Raw genomic sequence first — 15,836 nt, forward strand, 5'->3', positions numbered from 1 at the left:
TTCCGCACTCCTCCCGAAGGCAATTGGCCGATTTTCGCCTTGCCTCGGAGGGCTGAGTGCACCAGAGGGGCCACCGGTCACCGCCATCGGGCCTGTATGTCCGATTATGCGAGGGTTTGCGGCGGACTGCTCGGGGAGACGGTGCGCCGCGCACCATCACACGCCGGTCGGCCCGGCAGGGCGACCGGATCGACACGTGCCCGGCTCCACGCGGTCCACACCCGGGAACGCCCCCCGGATCGACCGGGACACGAGGGGGCCACACCACCACAACGGGTTCGCGCAGGATGGGGACCGTTTCCCCACTTTCCTGATACGGATGAGCCATTCGAGTCCATCCGACCTTCACATCACCATCACGGAACACCCCTCGGGAGAGGCGTTGAGCACCGACAACGGGACCGCAGCGGAAGAGTTCGCCGAGGAGGCCCGGCTCGACCGGGAGATTCCCGGCCGCGTGCTGCGCCACGGCGGCCACGGCGACGCCGTCACCGCGTTCACCAAGGCCCTGGACACCGCGGAGGACGGGGAGGCGGCCCTGCGCGCCGTACGGGATCACGGCCGCCGGCTGTGGCGCAACGCCGCACGCCGCGCACGGGAGGGCGACGGTGACGACCGCCCCCTGTACTGGACCCGGTTGGCCATGCTCCGGGCACTGCGCGAACGACACCCCGCCGACGAGCCCCTCCGCGCCGAACTGACCGCCGCCCTCGAACGCTCCTCGCGCGGCATCGAGGGCAACCGGCTACCGGCCGGCGGGGACCGACTGCGCGTCGTGATCACCGGCTTCGACCCCTTCGGGCTCGACCGCGACATCCGGAACGGTAACCCCTCGGGCGCCGCCGTCCTGGCCCTGCACGGCACCACCCTGCGAACGGCGGACGGCCGCAGCGCCCACGTGGAGGGCGTGATCCTGCCGGTGCGCTGGCGGGACTTCACCGACGGGATCGTGGAGGAGGCGCTGACCCCCTACCTGGAGGAGGGACCCCGCCGGGTGGACCTCTTCATGACCCTCAGCCGGGGACGACCCGGCTTCTTCGACCTCGAGGGGTTCAACGGCGCGCGACGTGGCGACACCCCCGACAACGCCGGGGTGCGAGCCCCCGGGCCCGTACCGGTGCTCCCCGGCCCGGACGGCACGGAGGGCCCGCAGTGGACCCGGAGCACCCTGCCGATGGGGCGCATGATCGAGGCCACGGCGGCCACGGCGACCGACGGCCGGGAGGCGGAGGGCCCGGGAGCCGCCCCGGTCCGGGCCCGGACCGGGGTCGTCGAGCTCCCGGCTGGAGCTCCGGCGGACGGCGAACCGATCAGCCGGGAGGACGGGCCCGGCGAGGGCTCCACCGCCGTGGCCGGGAGCGGCGGCGACTACCTCTCCAACGAGGTGGCCCATCGCGCCTGCCTGCTGCGCGACCGGCTGAAGGCGGACATTCCCGGCGGGCACCTGCACATACCGGCCCCCGACTTCGCGTCGGAGCACGCCGACCCGGAATCCGATCGGTACACCGATCCGGTGCTGGTGGCCGGACGACGGGAGATCACCCGGCGGGTGCGGGCGCTGCTGCTGTCCGTGCCGGACCGGGACCGGCGCGAGCCCGCGCCGGACTCGCGCGCGTGACCCGGCACCGCCCCTCCCCTCCGGGGGCGGTGCCGCTTCCGGGGCCGGGGAACCGTCGGCCCTCCGGTCCCGGACGGAACGGCCCCCGGCCCACCGGCGGTTCCGGCGGTTCCGGCGGTTCCGGCGGTTCCGGCGGTTCCGGCGGTTCCGGCGGTTCCGGCGGTTCCGGCGGTTCCGGCGGTTCCGGCGGTTCCGGCGGTTCCGGCGGGAACGACCCGCCGAACCGGCGGTTCCCGGCGCGGGATGGAACAGCCCGCCGAATCGCCGAACGGCTGTGCCACCGGCCATCCGGCCGCTCGGCCCACCGTCCCGGCCGGCGTTCCGCCGGAGTCCGGGCTCCGGGCTCCGGGCTCCGGGCTCCGGGCTCCGGGCTCCGGGCTCCGGGCTCCGGGCTCCGGGCTCCGGGCTCCGGGCTCCGGGCTCCGGGCTCCGGCAAGGGTTGTGCCCACCCGCCGGTGAGAGGTCACCGGCGGGTGGGCACGGCCCCGATGGCCGTCAGGCGAGGCGGATGACGTTCCAGGACATCGGCTCCAGACTCACCCGCAGCACGCCGTCCGCGACCTCGGCCCCCTCCCCGGCGTGCGGGACGACCCGCTCCGGCTCGGCGAGGGTGTTGCTCGCGTCCGGATCGGCGTCGGAGAGCACCTCGTGCTCCACCACCCGGTTCACGCCCGTGCCGCGGAGCGCGACCTCCAGCGGCAGCGCGGCACCCCGGTCACGGTTGACCGCGAAGACGGTCACCGCGCCGCTCTCCTCGTCCCGCACGGCGGTGGCGTGCAGCAGGTCCACCTCGCCGTACCGGGCGGTGGTGTGGCGGGGGCTGTCCACGCGCACGTCCAGGACCGTGCCCCGCCCGTGCCGGGAGGCGGCGGCGAAGGGGAAGAAGGTGGTCTGCCGCCAGGCGGGGCCGCCCGGCTCGGTCATGATCGGCGCGATGACGTTCACCAACTGCGCCAGGCAGGCCATCCGCACCCGGTCGGCGTGACGCAGCAGGGCGATGAGCAGAGAACCGAAGACCACGGCGTCGGTGACGGTGTAGACGTCCTCCAGCAGCCGGGGTGCCTCCCCCCACTCCCGCTCCGGGACCGCGGCCGCCCTCGGCCCGCCCATGTACCAGATGTTCCACTCGTCGAAGGAGAGGTTGATCCGCTTCTTCGACTTCAGCCGGGCTCCGACATGGTCGCAGGTGGCGACCACCTTCTCGATGAATGCCTCGGTGTCCACGGCGGAGGCCAGGAAGGAGTCGCGGTCGTCCTCCTGCTCGTAGTAGTAGGAGTGCAGCGAGATGTGATCGACCAGGTCGTAGCAGTGCTCCAGGACGGTCGCCTCCCAGGAGGCGAAGGTCTCCATCGTGCTGGAGGAGCTGCCGCAGGCGACCAGTTCCACGTCCTTGTCCATCTGCCGCATGGCGCGGGCGGTCTCGGCGGCCAGTCGGCCGTATTCCTCGGCGGTCTTGTGGCCGGTCTGCCAGGGGCCGTCCATCTCGTTGCCCAGGCACCACAGGCGGATGCCGTAGGGCTCCTCGTCCCCGTGGGCCGCGCGCCGGTCGGACAGCTCGCTGCCGCCCGGATGGTTGGCGTACTCCTGGAGTTCCAGCGCCTCGGCGACGCCCCGGGTGCCGAGGTTGACCGCCATCATCGGCTCCCCGTCGACCTTGCGGACGAAGGACATGAACTCACCGAGGCCGAAGCGGTTGGTCTCGGTGGACTTCCAGGCGAGGTCGAGTCGCCGCGGTCGCTCCTCCACCGGGCCGACGCCGTCCTCCCAGCGGTAATTGGAGACGAAGTTCCCGCCGGGGTAGCGGATCGCGGTCACACCCAGCTCGCGGATCAGCTCCAGCACGTCGGCACGCAGGCCGTCCTCGTCGGCGGTGGGGTGGTCCGGTTCGAAGACGCCGGTGTACACGCAACGACCCAGGTGTTCCACGAAGGACCCGAACAGTCGGGGGTCCACCGTGCCGACGGCGAACGCGGGATCGAGGGTGAAACGGGCGGTGTGCGGTGCGCTCATGCGGCTCCTCGCCTGGCTCGACGGTCCCCGTCGGGGTTCCCGTGACCAATGGTTCGATATATCGAACGCTGATCGACTTTCCGAACAAACCCAACCTCCTCCCCCACCCCGGTGTCAACACCCGGGCGGTCCGCCGTCGCGCGGAATCCGGTTCCCACCGAAAACCCGTGGCGGAGCGCCCGGGCGAACCGGGAGCATGGACGGCCATGGGCATCGAGCGGACCCTGGCGAGGGTGGAGGCGGATCTGGCGGCGGGGCGCGTCCCCGTGGCCCGGCAGCGGCTGCGCGGGTTGGTGGGCTCTTTCCCCCGGGACCTCGGGGTCCGGGTCCGGCTCGCCGAGGTGTACCGCCTGTACGGGGAGCCGGCGCAGGCCGGACGATGGAGTCTGCTGGACCCCGACCGCCGCCCGGAGGAGGTGGCGGCCTTCGTGGCCCGGTACCCGGACCCGGTGGAGCGGATGCACGTGGTGGCCTGGCGCGGGCCGGAGGAGGAGGCCGCGACCGCCTTCGCCCGGGAGCGATTGGCGGAGCTGCGCCGGGAGGCGTCCCGGGCTGCGGACCGGCCCCTGGAGTGGGGCGCCACGAACCCATCGGCCGAGGAGGAGAGCCCGGGCGGGATCAGGGACACCCTGGCCGGCTGGGGGTGTTTCGCGACGGTCGTCCTCGTCCTCGGTCTGGCCGGGATCGGGGCGTGCGCCGTCATCCGATGGCTGTGACGGGACGACGACCCCGGGGGTACGAACGAGGGCGACTGCGTGGGAACGGGGCGGGCCTTCCGCGACTTCGTCGACCTGCTGCGCGGCGCCCGCCGCGAGTCGGACGGGAACCGGGAACCGGGAGCCGGCCCGGTGATCGGGACACCGAGGTGTCCCGGCCCCCGGGCCGACGGCGATCGCGGGGTTCCGGATCCCGATCAGGCGCCGACCGCGCCGCCCGTCTCCACCCGCAGGTCCACCACGACGTTGCCGCCGACCGCGTTGGAGTACGGACACACGCCGTGGGCCGCCTCGACCAGGGCCCGGGCGGTGGGCTCGGCCGCGCCCGGGATCCGCACCGTCAGCCGCACGGCGAGCCCGAAGCCCTCGGAGTCGGCGATCTTCCCCAGCGAGACGTCAGCGGTGACCTCGGCGCCGGAAACGTCCGCCCGGGCGCGGCGGGCGACCAGGCCCAGTGCGCTGGAGAAGCAGGCCGCGTAGCCCGCCGCGAACAGCTCCTCGGGGTTGGTGCCACCGCCGGGACCGCCGAGTTCGGCGGGGGTGCGCAGTTCCAGGTCGAGGGAGCCGGTCGCGGTGCGGGCCCGGCCGTCGCGACCACCGCCCGCGGTGGCGGTGGCGGTGTACAGCGGCGTGACGGGGGTGGGTCGGGACACGGGAATCGTCCTCCTCGTGGCGGAGCCCGTACGGGCTCCGGGTGGATGCGGCGACCGTGTGGCCGCCGGGTTCGCGGGGGCCGGAAAAGCCGGGGCCCGTGGTCCGGGGTCGCGCGGCGGGGTCAACCGTCGAGGGTGACGATCATCTTCCCGGTGTTGCCGCCGTCGAGGAGGTCGAGGAAGGCCCGGGCCGCGTGGTCGATGCCGTGCACGACCGTCTCCCGGTTGTCGATCTCCCCGGAGCGCAGCCAGCCCGTCATCTCCTCCAGGAAACGGGGGCGGGAGGCGGCGTGATCGTTGACGAGCATCCCCTCCAACCGCAGCCGCTTCCCGATGACCTGCGCGAGGTTGCGCGGGCCGGCCGGCGGTTCGGCCGCGTTGTACTGCGAGATCATGCCGCAGATCACGGCCCGGCCATGGACCCGCAGGGCACCGATCGCGGCCTCCAGATGCTCGCCGCCGACGTTGTCGAAGTACAGGTCGATGCCCTCGGGGGCGGCCTCCCGCAGTCGGTCGCGCACCGGGCCGTCGTGGTAGTCGAAGGCCGCGTCGAAGCCGTACTCCCCGGTGAGCAGCCGGATCTTCTCCGGGGTGCCGGCGCTGCCGACCACCCGGGAGGCGCCCTTGAGTCGGGCGATGCGACCGACCAGGCCCCCGACCGCGCCGGCGGCCCCGGAGACGAAGACCGCGTCGCCGGGCCGGAAGCCGCCCACCTCCAACAGTCCCGCCCAGGCCGTGAGTCCGGGCATCCCGAGCACGCCGAGGTGGGCGCTCGGGGAGATGTCGCCCTTCCCCGAGGGGTCCCCGCCGGCGTCGCCGGGGATCACCGTGGCGCGACGGGCGGGGAGGGTCGCGTACTCGCGCCAGCCCAGGTGGTGCACGACGAGGGTGCCGACGGTGAGGTCGGGGTCCCGGGAGGCGACCACCTCCCCCACCGCGCCACCGTCCATGGGCTCGTCCAACGCGTAGGGGGCCACGTAGGACTTGACGTCGTTCATCCGACCGCGCATGTAGGGGTCCACCGAGAGGTGGAGGTTGCGGACCAGGATCTCCCCCTCGGCGGGCTCGGCCACCGGGACCTCCCGCAGCGCGAAGTCCTCCGCGCGGGGACGTCCGGAGGGACGGGAGACGAGATGCCAGGCGCGGCCGACGGTGGGCAGGTGCATGGGTTCCTCCGGGTGCGGGTACGGGAGTGCGCGAGTGATCACCGAAGCCGATAGTTCACCATCGGAAACAACCATGCCCGTAAATATTTCAGACTGTCAAACATTCGCCTCCTCGACCTCGCTCATATGCTCGGACCACCATCCGACCGCTCCCACCCGCATGTCGCACCCGGAAAGTCCGTGAACACCCGATGAATGGTGTTTGCTGGATCCCGCCACGGGATCCCGGGTTCGGCTGCGCCACCCCTTCCCGGCGGCCCACCGTGGTCGGCGGCAGTAGACGAGGAGGCTCCTCTTCATGACAACCGCCCTGTTCGTGGCCTTGGTCATCGCGGTCTGGGTCCTCTCCGGAGTGATCGCGGCCGTCGTCCTGCTCGGCCGGCAGGGTTATCGCGATTGGCACTGGTACGTGCTCGGCGCCCTGCTCGGCCCGATGTTCGTCCCGATCGCGGCCGAGCGTCCCCGGACCCGCCCCCGCACCCTCGAGCGGACCGCCCACACCCCGGAGGGCGACCTGACGGGCGTCCGCACCGCGCTGGTCGCCGTGGACGGCTCCGCCGAGTCCCGCCAGGCCATCGCGGACGCCTCCCGTCTGCTGGGCTCCGCCGAGTCCCGCATCGTGCTGGCGACCGTGGTCGACGCCGAGAGCGGAAAGGCCAAGGGCGACACCGACCGCGCCCGCGCGCTGCTGACCGAGTGCGCCGGGGATCTCGGCGGCAACGGCGGCCCCGCCGTGGTCACCGAGATCGGCTCCGGCAAGCCCTCCGCGGTGTTGCTCCAGATGGCCGCGGACGAGAACGCCGACATCATCGTCATCGGCCGTCGCGGCAAGGGACTCTCCCGCCGCCTGCTGGGCAGCGTGGCCGACGAGATGGTGCGCCGCTCCCCCCTGCCCGTCCTGCTCGCCACCGCGCCGAACACGGTGCGCGACGGCGGGGGCGACGGGGCGCCCGGGACGGCGGGGAGCGACCCCGCCGGTGACAAGGGGGTCTGATCCTCCTCCATGCCCCTGTTCCTCGCTCCGGTCGCGATGATCGGCCTGGCCTGCCTGGTCCCCCTGCTGGACCGCAGGCTGGGCCGCGACACCGGATACGTGCTCGCCGCCGGCTTCCTGGCCGTGGGCGCCCTGCTGCTGGGCAGGGCGCCCTGGGGGGCGGACGAGCGGGTGGTGACCTCCGAACTGCCCTGGCTGCCGGCCCTGGGCGTCACCGCGGAACTGCGCCTGGACGGCCTGGCCGCCATGTTCTGCCTGCTCATCCTCGGGGTGGGCGCGCTGATCATGGCCTACTGCGCGCGCTACCTCTCCGAGCACGGCAACCACCGGGCCGTCTACACGCTCCTGACGCTCTTCGCCGGCGCCATGCTCGGCCTGGTGATGGCCTCCGACGTCATCGTGCTGGTCGTCTTCTGGGAACTGACGACCATCTGTTCGTACTTCCTCATCGGTGACGCCGGGCCGCACGCGGTACGCGCCGCCCGCAAGGCGTTCCTCGTCACCGCGTCGGGCGGTCTGGCCCTGCTCGCGGGTATGGTGCTGCTGGCCGTCGCGGCCGGCACCACCGACCTGGCCCTGATCCTCTCCAACCCCGACCTCGTCCTGGCCTCCCCCCTGGCCCCGGCCATCGGGGCGCTGATCATCGTCGCGGCCGTCACCAAATCGGCGCTGGTGCCCGCGCACAGCTGGCTTCCCGGCGCCATGGCCGCGATCACCCCGGTCAGCGCGTACCTGCACGCCGCCACGATGGTCAAGGCGGGCATCTACCTGTTGATGCGCTTCTCCGCGCTCTTCTCCGGGGAGGCCGCCTGGTCCGCCGCGTTGCTGATCCTCGGCCTGACCTCGGCGGTCTTCGGCGCCGCCTGGGCCCTGCGCCAGCACGACCTCAAGCGACTGCTGGCCTACTCGACGATCAGTCAACTCGGTCTGCTCACCGCCGCCATCGGGGTGGGCACACCCACCGCCCTCTCCGCGGCCATACTCCACACCCTGGCCCACGCGCTGTTCAAGGCCACCCTCTTCATGCTGGTGGGCATCATCGACCACGAGGCCGGCAGCCGCGACATCCGCGAACTCTCCGGGCTGCGCCGGGTGATGCCGGTGACCGCGGCCATGACCGGCCTCGCCGGCCTGTCCATGGCCGGCGTGCCCCCGATGCTGGGCTTCGTCAGCAAGGAGTACCTCTTCCAGGGCTTCCTCGACGCCGACGTCACCCCCTGGGCCGGACCGGTGGCCGGCGCGATCGCGGTCGGCGCCTCCGCCCTGACCTTCGCCTACGGCCTGCGCATCTTCTACGGTGCCTTCGGCGGCCCGACCGTGCAGACCGAACTCTACGAACCGGCCCGCGCCTTCCTCGCCCCGGCCGCCGTCGCCGCCCTGCTCGGACTGGTGCTGGGACCCGGCGTGGGGCTGTTGGACACCATCGTCGGCCGCTCCCTGATCGACGTGTACCCCGGCGCCGGTGGGGTCTCCTTCTCGTTCTGGCACGGCCTGTCGCCCGAGTTGGCGATGTCGGCGATCACCATCGCGATCGGCATGGTGCTGTTCCTCGGCCGGGACCGGGTGGAGCGCGTGCTGCTGCGCATCCCCGTCGCCGGCGATCTCTTCGACCGCGGCTACGACGCGTTGCTGCGCTTCGGCGCGCTGGTCGGGCGCCCGGACCGGACCGGCTCCCCCGCCTCGATGCTGGTCCGTCCGGTGCTGGGTCTGATCGCGCTCGGCGCGGGAGCCGTCCTGGCCCTCAACGACGGTCCGATGCCGGGTCTGGACGGCGACCACTCCGCGGCCCCCGACTGGCCGATCCTGGCGCTGCTGGCGATCGTGGTGATCGGCTGCGTGATGACCGGCTCCGCGCTGACCGCGCTCGCCCTGCTGGGCACCGCCGGTCTCGTCGTCTCACTGTGGTTCCTGCTGGCCGGGGCCCCGGACGTGGCGATGACACTGCTGTTGGTCGAGGTCCTCACCGCGGTGGTGGCGGTACTGGTGCTCACCCGCCTGCCCGCCCGGTTCCGGCGCCCGCGCCCCCGACGCGCGGTGGGCTCGGCGCTGGTGGCGGTCGTGGCCGGCCTCATCGCCGCCGGCGCCACCCTGGCCTTCACCGGCAGCCGGGAGATCTCCCCGTTGGGGAACTACTTCCTGCGTCGGGCCGAACCCGAGACCGGTGGACGGAACGTCGTCAACACCATCCTGGTGGACTTCCGCGGCCTGGACACCCTCGGCGAGGCCGCGGTCCTGGGCGCGGTGACGCTGGGCCTGTTGATACTGCTGGGCTCACGCAGCGTGCCGGACGCCGGGCGGACGGCCCCGCCGGGCGACACCCTGGTGATGCGGGTGGCCTTCCGGATACTCGCCCCCGTGATGCTGCTGCTCTCCGCCTACCTGTTCCTGCGCGGCCACTACCAGCCGGGCGGCGGTTTCATCGCCGCCCTGGTGGCGGGTACCGCCATCGCCTTCGGCTACCTGGCCTCGGGACGGGTGCCCGGCCGGAGGTCACGGCTGCTGCGGCCCGGCCCGCTGACGGCCGGCGGCCTCATCCTGAGCATCGGCACCGCGCTGACCGCGACCCTCACGGGGGCGTCGTTCTTCACTCCGCTGCGCGGGTCCCTGGACCTGCCGGTCCTCGGTTACCTGCCGCTCACCTCCTCGCTCGTGTTCGACCTGGGCATCTACCTCTTCGTCCTCGGGTTGGTGGTGGCGGCCGTGGACCGGCTCGGTGACGGCCTGCCGGGCGGGTTCGACTCCTCCGGCGGGTCCGGCGGAACGGGCTCCCCCGCCCCGGCGACCCGGGCCGTCCCGGCGAGCGCGGGCGACGGACCCGACCGCCCCGATGGCGCGGGCCGCGCCGACGACACCGGTCCGGGCGCCACCACGACCATCGGGGCCCCCGACACCCCCGGGGAGGCCCACCGATGACCGCGGCCCTGGCCGTCGGGATCCTGGTGACCGGCGGCGTCTACCTGATCCTGCAACGCGAACTGCTGCGCGTGGTCCTCGGCTTCGTGCTGCTGGGCCACGCCGTGAACATCCTCTTCGTGGCCGCCGGCGGCATGCACCGGCGCGGCGTGCCGCTGATCGGCCAGACCGTCCCCGAGGAGGCCGCCGACCCCCTGCCGCAGGCGTTCGTGCTCACCGCGATCGTCATCACCTTCGGCATCACCGTCTACCTGCTCGCGCTCCTGCGGGCCGACGGCGCACCCTCCCCACCGGTGGAGCCGGACGAGGCCGCCGACGCCGGTTCCCCGATCACGCCGCCCGCCACCCGCCCGGACACCCGGGAGGCGGCGCCGGGCACCCCGCCGGCCTCCGAGAGCGACCCGGAGTCCCTGGCGGAGGCGGAGGCCGACGCCCGGGCCCGGGTGCTCGGTGAGGAACCCCCGGTCACCGGGGGGACGGAACGCCCGGCGCCGACGGCGGGTCCGGCCGGGCCCCCCGACGGCACCGCCGGGCACCGCCCGGAACCGGGACCCGACGACACCGACGGGCACACCGGGCACGACGACACCGACCGGGTCACCGACGACGAGGGGGAACACCGATGATCGCCGGCTCCCTCGCCCTGCCCGTCGCACTCCCCCTGCTGGCCGCCGGGTCGGCGATCCTCACCGGCCGGCGGCGTACCCTCACCCGCGTCACCGTCCTCGCCGCCAACCTGGCAGTCCTGGCGCTCGGCGCGCTCCTGCTGCACCGCACCGCCGACGGCTCGGTGCTCACCAAGGAGATGGGCGGCTGGTTGCCCGGCGTGGCCATCGTCTTCGCGGTGGACACCTTCGGCGCGTTGATGCTGTGCACCACCTCCCTGTTGGTGGTGGTGTGCCTGATCTTCGCCGCCGGTACCGGTGACGACCGCCACCCGCTGTTCGCGCCGCTGACACTGCTGCTGGTCGCCGGTGTCTACGGCGCCCTGCTGACGGCCGACCTGTTCAACCTGTTCGTCCTCATCGAGGTGATGCTCGCGCCGTCCTACGCGCTGCTCACCCTCACCGGGGGTCGGACCAGGGTCGCCGCCGGCCGGCTCTATCTGGTCGTCAACCTGCTGGCTTCCACGCTCTTCCTGGGCGGCCTGGCGGTGCTCTACGGCGTCGCGGGCACCCTGAACCTCGCCGACCTCGCGGGCAGCGCCCGTGAGGTCCCGGAGATCGCGGTCGCGGGCGGTGTGCTGATGCTCGCGATGGCGACCAAGGCGGCCGTGGTGCCGCTGCACGGCTGGCTGCCGCGCACCTACCCGGCCGCCGGTCCGGCGGTGACCGCCCTGTTCTCCGGGTTGCTCACCAAGGTCGGGGTATACGTCATCATCCGGCTGTACTCCGTGCTGTACGACGGCGATCCCCAGTGGCTGTGGCTGGTGATGACCGCCGCCCTGCTGACCATGGTGGTCGGGGTCCTGGGCGCGGTGGGCGAGCACACCATGCGGTCGATCCTCACCTTCCACATGGTCAGTCAGATCGGCTACATCCTGCTGGGCCTGGCCCTGTTCACCGAGGCGGGGGTGGCCGCCGCCGTCTTCTACCTCGTGCAGTACGTGCTGGTGAAGGCCGCGCTGCTGGTGTGCGCGGGGAGCGTGGAGGCGGTGCGCGGGGACGGCCGGTTGGACGGCGCCCGACTGGCCCGGCGCGAACCGCTGTTGGCCCTGGCCTTCGTCGTCGCGGCCTTCTCCCTCGCCGGCCTGCCACCGTTCTCCGGTTTCGTCGCGAAGTTGACGCTGCTGCGGGCGGCGGCGCTGGACGGCGCCTGGCTCGCGGTGGCCCTGGCGGTGGCGGTCAGCCTGCTGACGCTGCTGTCCATGCTGAAGATCTGGACCGGTGTCTTCGCCGGCAGCGGGGCCCCGCCGGTCCCGGCGGACTGCGGCTCCGGCCGGCCCGAGCGGCGGGCCGGACCCGGGCTGATCTGGCCGGCGGTGGCGCTGGCCTCCTTCTCCGTGCTGCTGGGCCTCGGAGCCGAGCCGCTGCTGGTGCTCTCGCAGACGGCGGCGGCCGGCCTCGTGGACATCTCGACCTGGGTGGAGGCGGTGCGCACACCATGACCCCCGACCACGTCACGAATCCCGGTACATCTTCCGGTTCGGACTCCCCGGCCCCGCGTCGGCTCCTCATCCGGATCGGCCGCGCGATCTCCTTCGTGTGGTTGTTCACGCTGCGTTTCGTGCAGTCCAACGTGGCGATCACGGTGGAGATCCTGACCCCCCGCGACCGCACCTCCCCCGGGATCGTGGAGTTGCCGCTGCGCTGCCGCAGCCGGGCGGAGATCGCGACCTTCTCCAGCCTCATCAACCTCACCCCCGGCACCCTCACCCTGGAGGTCCGGCGGGATCCACCGACCCTGTGGGTGCACGGCACCCACACCCATTCGGCGGAGGAGTTCCGCGACGACCTGTGGGAGTTGGAGACCCGGATGCTGACCGCATGGCGCCCCGCGGGGGACCCGGTCCCACCGCCGCCCCCGCCGCCCCGGCGGGACGGCGGGGCGGGGCCGTCCGCTCCCCCCTCCGCGCACCGCCCCGGTGAAGGGGGACACCGATGACCGTGCTGGACGCCGCCCTGCTGGTGCTCGGGCTGTCCCTGATCGTGGCCATCGTGCGCATCGTTCTCGGGCCCACCGACGCCGACCGGGTGATCGCGGTGGACTTCGGCTTCGTGGTCTTCGTCGCCGCCGTGGCACTGCTGGCGGTGCGGGCGGAGGCCCCCTCGATGCTGGATCTGGTGCTGGTCGCCACCCTCGTCGGGTTCCTCAGCACGGTGGCCCTGGCCCGCCGGGTGGAACGGGGGGCCAGGTGACCGGCCCCGGGGCGTGGGACGCCTTCGACATCATCGCCCGGATCCTGGTGGGTCTGGGGGTCTTCCTGATCGCCGTGGGCACCATCGGACTGATCCGGCTGCGCGACGCCTACCTGCGGATCAACGCCGTCTCCAAGGCGGCCACCCTGGGGGTGGTCTGCGTGCTGCTGGGGGTGATGTTCTGGAACCCGCGGCCGCTGACCGTCGCCACACTGCTGCTGGCGGTGGTGCTGCAACTGTTCACCGCGCCGTTGGCCGGTTACGCCGCCGGGCGGGCCGCCCATCGCTCGGGGGTGCCCCGGGTGGCGGGCACCGACCCCGACGAGTTGGGTCCCCACCCCGACCCGGTCCGCGACAACGGGTCCGACGGGTCCGACGGCGCGAGCGACACCCCGGCGTCGGACGCGCCCGGTGCCGGCGACGGGACGGGCCGACCGCCGGGTAGCCTGAACGGGTGACTTCAGGTGCCGCTCCCCACGACACGGTGACCCTGGAGGTCATCGAACTGATCGGGCAGGTCGTCGTCCGCTTCCACGAGGAGTACGAGGAGGCGGCCGGCCGGCACGGCCTCACCGGGGCGCAGGCCCGCCTGTTGGCGCTCCTGGCGGTCTCCCCCACACCGATGCGCCGGCTGGCCCACCGGCTGGGCTGCGAGCCGTCCAACGTGACCGGCATCGTCGACCGGTTGGAGAACCGAGGGCTGGTGGAACGACGGGCGGACCCCTCGGACCGTCGGGTGAAGATCGCCGCCGCCACCGAGGAGGGCCTGCGGGTCAACGAGAACCTGCGGGCCTCCATGGGCTTCGCCGCCGCCCCGCTGGCCTCGCTCAGCCGGCCCGAGCGGGCCGTGCTGCGGGACCTGCTGCGGCGCATGGTGCCGCCGCGCCCCGAGGCGCCCTGAGCCCGGCCGGCCGCCCCGCCGGGGTCGGCCCCGACCACCGCCCGGCCGACCACCGCCCGGCCGACCGCCGCCCGGCCGGCCGCCGGCTCGGACGGACGAGCGGCGGGACCGCGATTCCGCTCAGCCGGCGAAGGCCGGCTGCGGCAGCCCCCGCCCGGCGTCCGGGAGCACCAGCAGGGAACCGGCGAGCGGCTCCTCGTTCGGCCCCAGCCCGACCCGGGCGGAGGTGACGTAGAGGTCGCGCAGCCCGGGACCGCCGAAGGCGCAGGCGGTGGGCCTGGAGACCGGCATCCGCAGGGTGCGGTCGAGTCGCCCGTCCGGGGTGTAGCGGCGCACGGCCCCGCCCTCCCAGAAGGCGACCCAGAGGCAGCCGTCGGCGTCCACCGTCATGCCGTCGGGGAAACCGTCGGACTCCGCCGTCTCCACCAGGGGGCGGCGGTCGATCGCCTCGCCCTCCGGGGTGAAGGTGAAGACGTCCACCCGGCGGGTGGGAGTGTCGATGTAGTACAGGCGGTCGCCCTCCGGGCTCCAGCCGAGTCCGTTGCTGACCGTGACCCCGGACAGGACGGTGCGGGAGGAACCGTCGGGGGCCACCCGGACCAGGTTGCCGCCGCCCTCCCCCTCGTCGTAGCGCATCGTGCCGACCCACAGCGATCCGTCCGGCGCCACCGCCGCGTCGTTGCCGCGCCGGCCGGGCACCGGGTCGTGGTGCAGGGGGCGCAGGTCGGCGCCGACGAACCCGTGGCCGGACATCCCGTCCGGGGCGTCCGAGCCGTCGGGGGCGTCGAGTACGAAGACGCCGTCGCGCAGGTTGAGCACCAGCCCGCCGCCCGCCCTCGGCTTCGCGGCGCCGACGTGCTGCTCCACCACCCGCACCGACCGCCGGCCGTCCCCGGGGTGGAAGTCGTGCACCCGGCCACCGAGGATGTCCACCCAGATCAGTCGCTCGCCGGTGGGGTCCCAGGTGGGCCCCTCCCCCAGTTCCGCCCTCGCCCGTACCGCCGGTTCGACCCGCACGTCTCCGCCTCCCGATCCTCTGGTGTTCCGTGATGTCTCTTCGGTTCCCCGTCGTCTCCCCCGCCCCCGGCTCCCGACGCCCGGGGGTGGCCGGAGGTCCTCGCGGGAGACACGCCCGGGGCTCCCCTCAGCGCCGGGGGCGGTATCCCAACCGGGCCGACAGCTCGGCTGCCCCGCGGGCCGCCAGCTCGGCCAACTCGGTCTCCCGCTCCGCGCTCCAGCGGATCATCGGCACCGAGACGCTCAGCGCCGCGACCACCCGCCCCGAACGGTCCCGCACGGGGGCCGCCACACAGGAGACGTCGGGGTTGGATTCGCGGTGCTCGGCCGCCGTGCCGCGCTCGCGAATCCGTTCCAGTTCGGCGCGCAGCGCCGGGACGGAGGTGATCGAGTCCCGCGTCATGGCCGCCAGCGGGGCGTCGGTCGGCAGCCGGGTCTCCAGCTCGGCGGCCGGCAGCGAGGCGAGCAGCATCTTGCCCACCGCCGTGCAGTGGGCGGGCAGCCGGCGACCGGCGGCCGAGACCATGCGCACCGCGTGGCTGCTGTCCACCTTGGCGATGTAGATGACGTCGGTCTCCTCCAGGATCGCGACGTGCACCGTCTCCCCGCAGCGCTCGGCCACCTCGCGTGCCACGCGATCGCCCTCGGCGGCGAGGTCCAACTGTTCCGCGTAGCGGCTGCCGAGTTGGTAGAGCCGCACGCCGGGGCGGTAGCGGCCCGGCTGCTCGGGCAGCGGGGCGAGGTAGCCGCGGGCGGCGAGGGTGGTGACCAGTTCGTGGACCGTGGTCCTGGGGAGCTGGAGGCGTCGGGTGATCTCGGGCGCGGAGAGCGTGCCGTCGCCCTCCAGGAACAGCTCGAGGATGTCCAGCGCGCGGCTGACCGCCGGCACCCGTCGTCCCATCGACTCCGCCTCCCCGCCGGCGCCGGGGCACCGGATTCCGGTGTTCGACATCCCGATCGGACACCGGGATGTCGAACACACGCTATCCG

Annotated in this window: 15 protein-coding genes; 10 read left to right on the top strand and 5 right to left on the bottom strand. The window is 73.6% G+C overall.

The genetic code is table 11. The features are described from left to right. Window positions 1-319 precede the first annotated feature (319 nt). The gene (locus LZF96_RS21575) at window positions 320-1,618 is read left to right on the top strand and encodes a pyroglutamyl peptidase (protein ID WP_233875570.1); all 1,299 of its coding nucleotides are present in this window, start codon (window positions 320-322) and stop codon (window positions 1,616-1,618) included. A 495-nt stretch (window positions 1,619-2,113) separates the two neighbouring features. Here LZF96_RS21575 and LZF96_RS21580 read toward each other — a convergent pair whose 3' ends face one another. Next, window positions 2,114-3,628 carry an alpha-N-arabinofuranosidase gene (locus tag LZF96_RS21580; protein ID WP_233875572.1) on the bottom strand — a complete coding sequence of 505 codons (1,515 nt, stop codon included), beginning with the start codon at window positions 3,626-3,628 and terminating at the stop codon, window positions 2,114-2,116. A 206-nt stretch (window positions 3,629-3,834) separates the two neighbouring features. Between LZF96_RS21580 and LZF96_RS21585 the strand changes: the two genes are divergently transcribed. After that, on the top strand, window positions 3,835-4,344 hold the full coding sequence (locus tag LZF96_RS21585) for a DUF6584 family protein (RefSeq protein WP_233875574.1): 510 nt from the start codon (window positions 3,835-3,837) through the stop codon (window positions 4,342-4,344). Between the two features lie 197 nt (window positions 4,345-4,541). On the opposite strand, the gene LZF96_RS21590 is transcribed toward LZF96_RS21585, so the two are convergent. Together LZF96_RS21590 and LZF96_RS21595 are read right to left on the bottom strand one after the other, a co-directional pair. Further along, window positions 4,542-4,997, bottom strand: a complete 456-nt coding sequence (locus tag LZF96_RS21590; protein WP_233875575.1) for an organic hydroperoxide resistance protein — start codon at window positions 4,995-4,997, stop codon at window positions 4,542-4,544. A 122-nt stretch (window positions 4,998-5,119) separates the two neighbouring features. After that, window positions 5,120-6,163, bottom strand: a complete 1,044-nt coding sequence (locus tag LZF96_RS21595; RefSeq protein WP_233875576.1) for an NADP-dependent oxidoreductase — start codon at window positions 6,161-6,163, stop codon at window positions 5,120-5,122. Between the two features lie 298 nt (window positions 6,164-6,461). On the opposite strand from LZF96_RS21595, the gene LZF96_RS21600 reads away from it, so the two are divergent. The 8 genes from LZF96_RS21600 to LZF96_RS21635 are packed head-to-tail and all read left to right on the top strand — an operon-like array spanning window position 6,462 to window position 13,829. Then, window positions 6,462-7,157, top strand: coding sequence for a universal stress protein (locus LZF96_RS21600; RefSeq protein WP_233875579.1), 696 nt, complete (start codon window positions 6,462-6,464; stop codon window positions 7,155-7,157). 9 nt (window positions 7,158-7,166) lie between these two features. Continuing rightward, window positions 7,167-10,070 (top strand): hydrogen gas-evolving membrane-bound hydrogenase subunit E, encoded by a 2,904-nt coding sequence (gene mbhE / locus LZF96_RS21605; protein ID WP_233875582.1) that lies wholly within the window; start codon window positions 7,167-7,169, stop codon window positions 10,068-10,070. Further along, window positions 10,067-10,696 carry a sodium:proton antiporter gene (locus tag LZF96_RS21610; protein WP_233875585.1) on the top strand — a complete coding sequence of 210 codons (630 nt, stop codon included), beginning with the start codon at window positions 10,067-10,069 and terminating at the stop codon, window positions 10,694-10,696. The genes mbhE and LZF96_RS21610 overlap by 4 nt, the downstream gene beginning before the upstream one ends. Next, window positions 10,693-12,177, top strand: coding sequence for a monovalent cation/H+ antiporter subunit D family protein (locus tag LZF96_RS21615; protein ID WP_233875588.1), 1,485 nt, complete (start codon window positions 10,693-10,695; stop codon window positions 12,175-12,177). Before LZF96_RS21610 ends, LZF96_RS21615 begins: the two co-directional genes overlap by 4 nt. After that, window positions 12,174-12,674, top strand: a complete 501-nt coding sequence (locus tag LZF96_RS21620; RefSeq protein ID WP_233875590.1) for a Na+/H+ antiporter subunit E — start codon at window positions 12,174-12,176, stop codon at window positions 12,672-12,674. Before LZF96_RS21615 ends, LZF96_RS21620 begins: the two co-directional genes overlap by 4 nt. Then, a complete protein-coding gene (locus LZF96_RS21625; protein WP_233875592.1) occupies window positions 12,671-12,928 on the top strand; it encodes a monovalent cation/H+ antiporter complex subunit F in 258 nt (85 codons plus the stop codon). Before LZF96_RS21620 ends, LZF96_RS21625 begins: the two co-directional genes overlap by 4 nt. Then, window positions 12,925-13,386 (top strand): monovalent cation/H(+) antiporter subunit G, encoded by a 462-nt coding sequence (gene mnhG, locus LZF96_RS21630; protein ID WP_233875595.1) that lies wholly within the window; start codon window positions 12,925-12,927, stop codon window positions 13,384-13,386. The genes LZF96_RS21625 and mnhG overlap by 4 nt, the downstream gene beginning before the upstream one ends. Then, window positions 13,383-13,829, top strand: a complete 447-nt coding sequence (locus tag LZF96_RS21635; RefSeq protein WP_233875597.1) for a MarR family winged helix-turn-helix transcriptional regulator — start codon at window positions 13,383-13,385, stop codon at window positions 13,827-13,829. Before mnhG ends, LZF96_RS21635 begins: the two co-directional genes overlap by 4 nt. Before the next feature lie 120 nt (window positions 13,830-13,949). Here the strand turns inward: LZF96_RS21635 and LZF96_RS21640 are convergent, their stop codons facing one another. Then, window positions 13,950-14,846: an SMP-30/gluconolactonase/LRE family protein gene (locus LZF96_RS21640; RefSeq protein ID WP_233875599.1), complete on the bottom strand. Its 897-nt coding sequence runs from the start codon at window positions 14,844-14,846 to the stop codon at window positions 13,950-13,952. A 127-nt stretch (window positions 14,847-14,973) separates the two neighbouring features. Next, window positions 14,974-15,747, bottom strand: a complete 774-nt coding sequence (locus LZF96_RS21645; RefSeq protein ID WP_233875601.1) for an IclR family transcriptional regulator — start codon at window positions 15,745-15,747, stop codon at window positions 14,974-14,976. Window positions 15,748-15,836 lie beyond the last annotated feature (89 nt).

It is taken from the genome of Streptomyces sp. ST2-7A (assembly GCF_021390475.1).
Classification (GTDB): domain Bacteria; phylum Actinomycetota; class Actinomycetes; order Streptomycetales; family Streptomycetaceae; genus Streptomyces.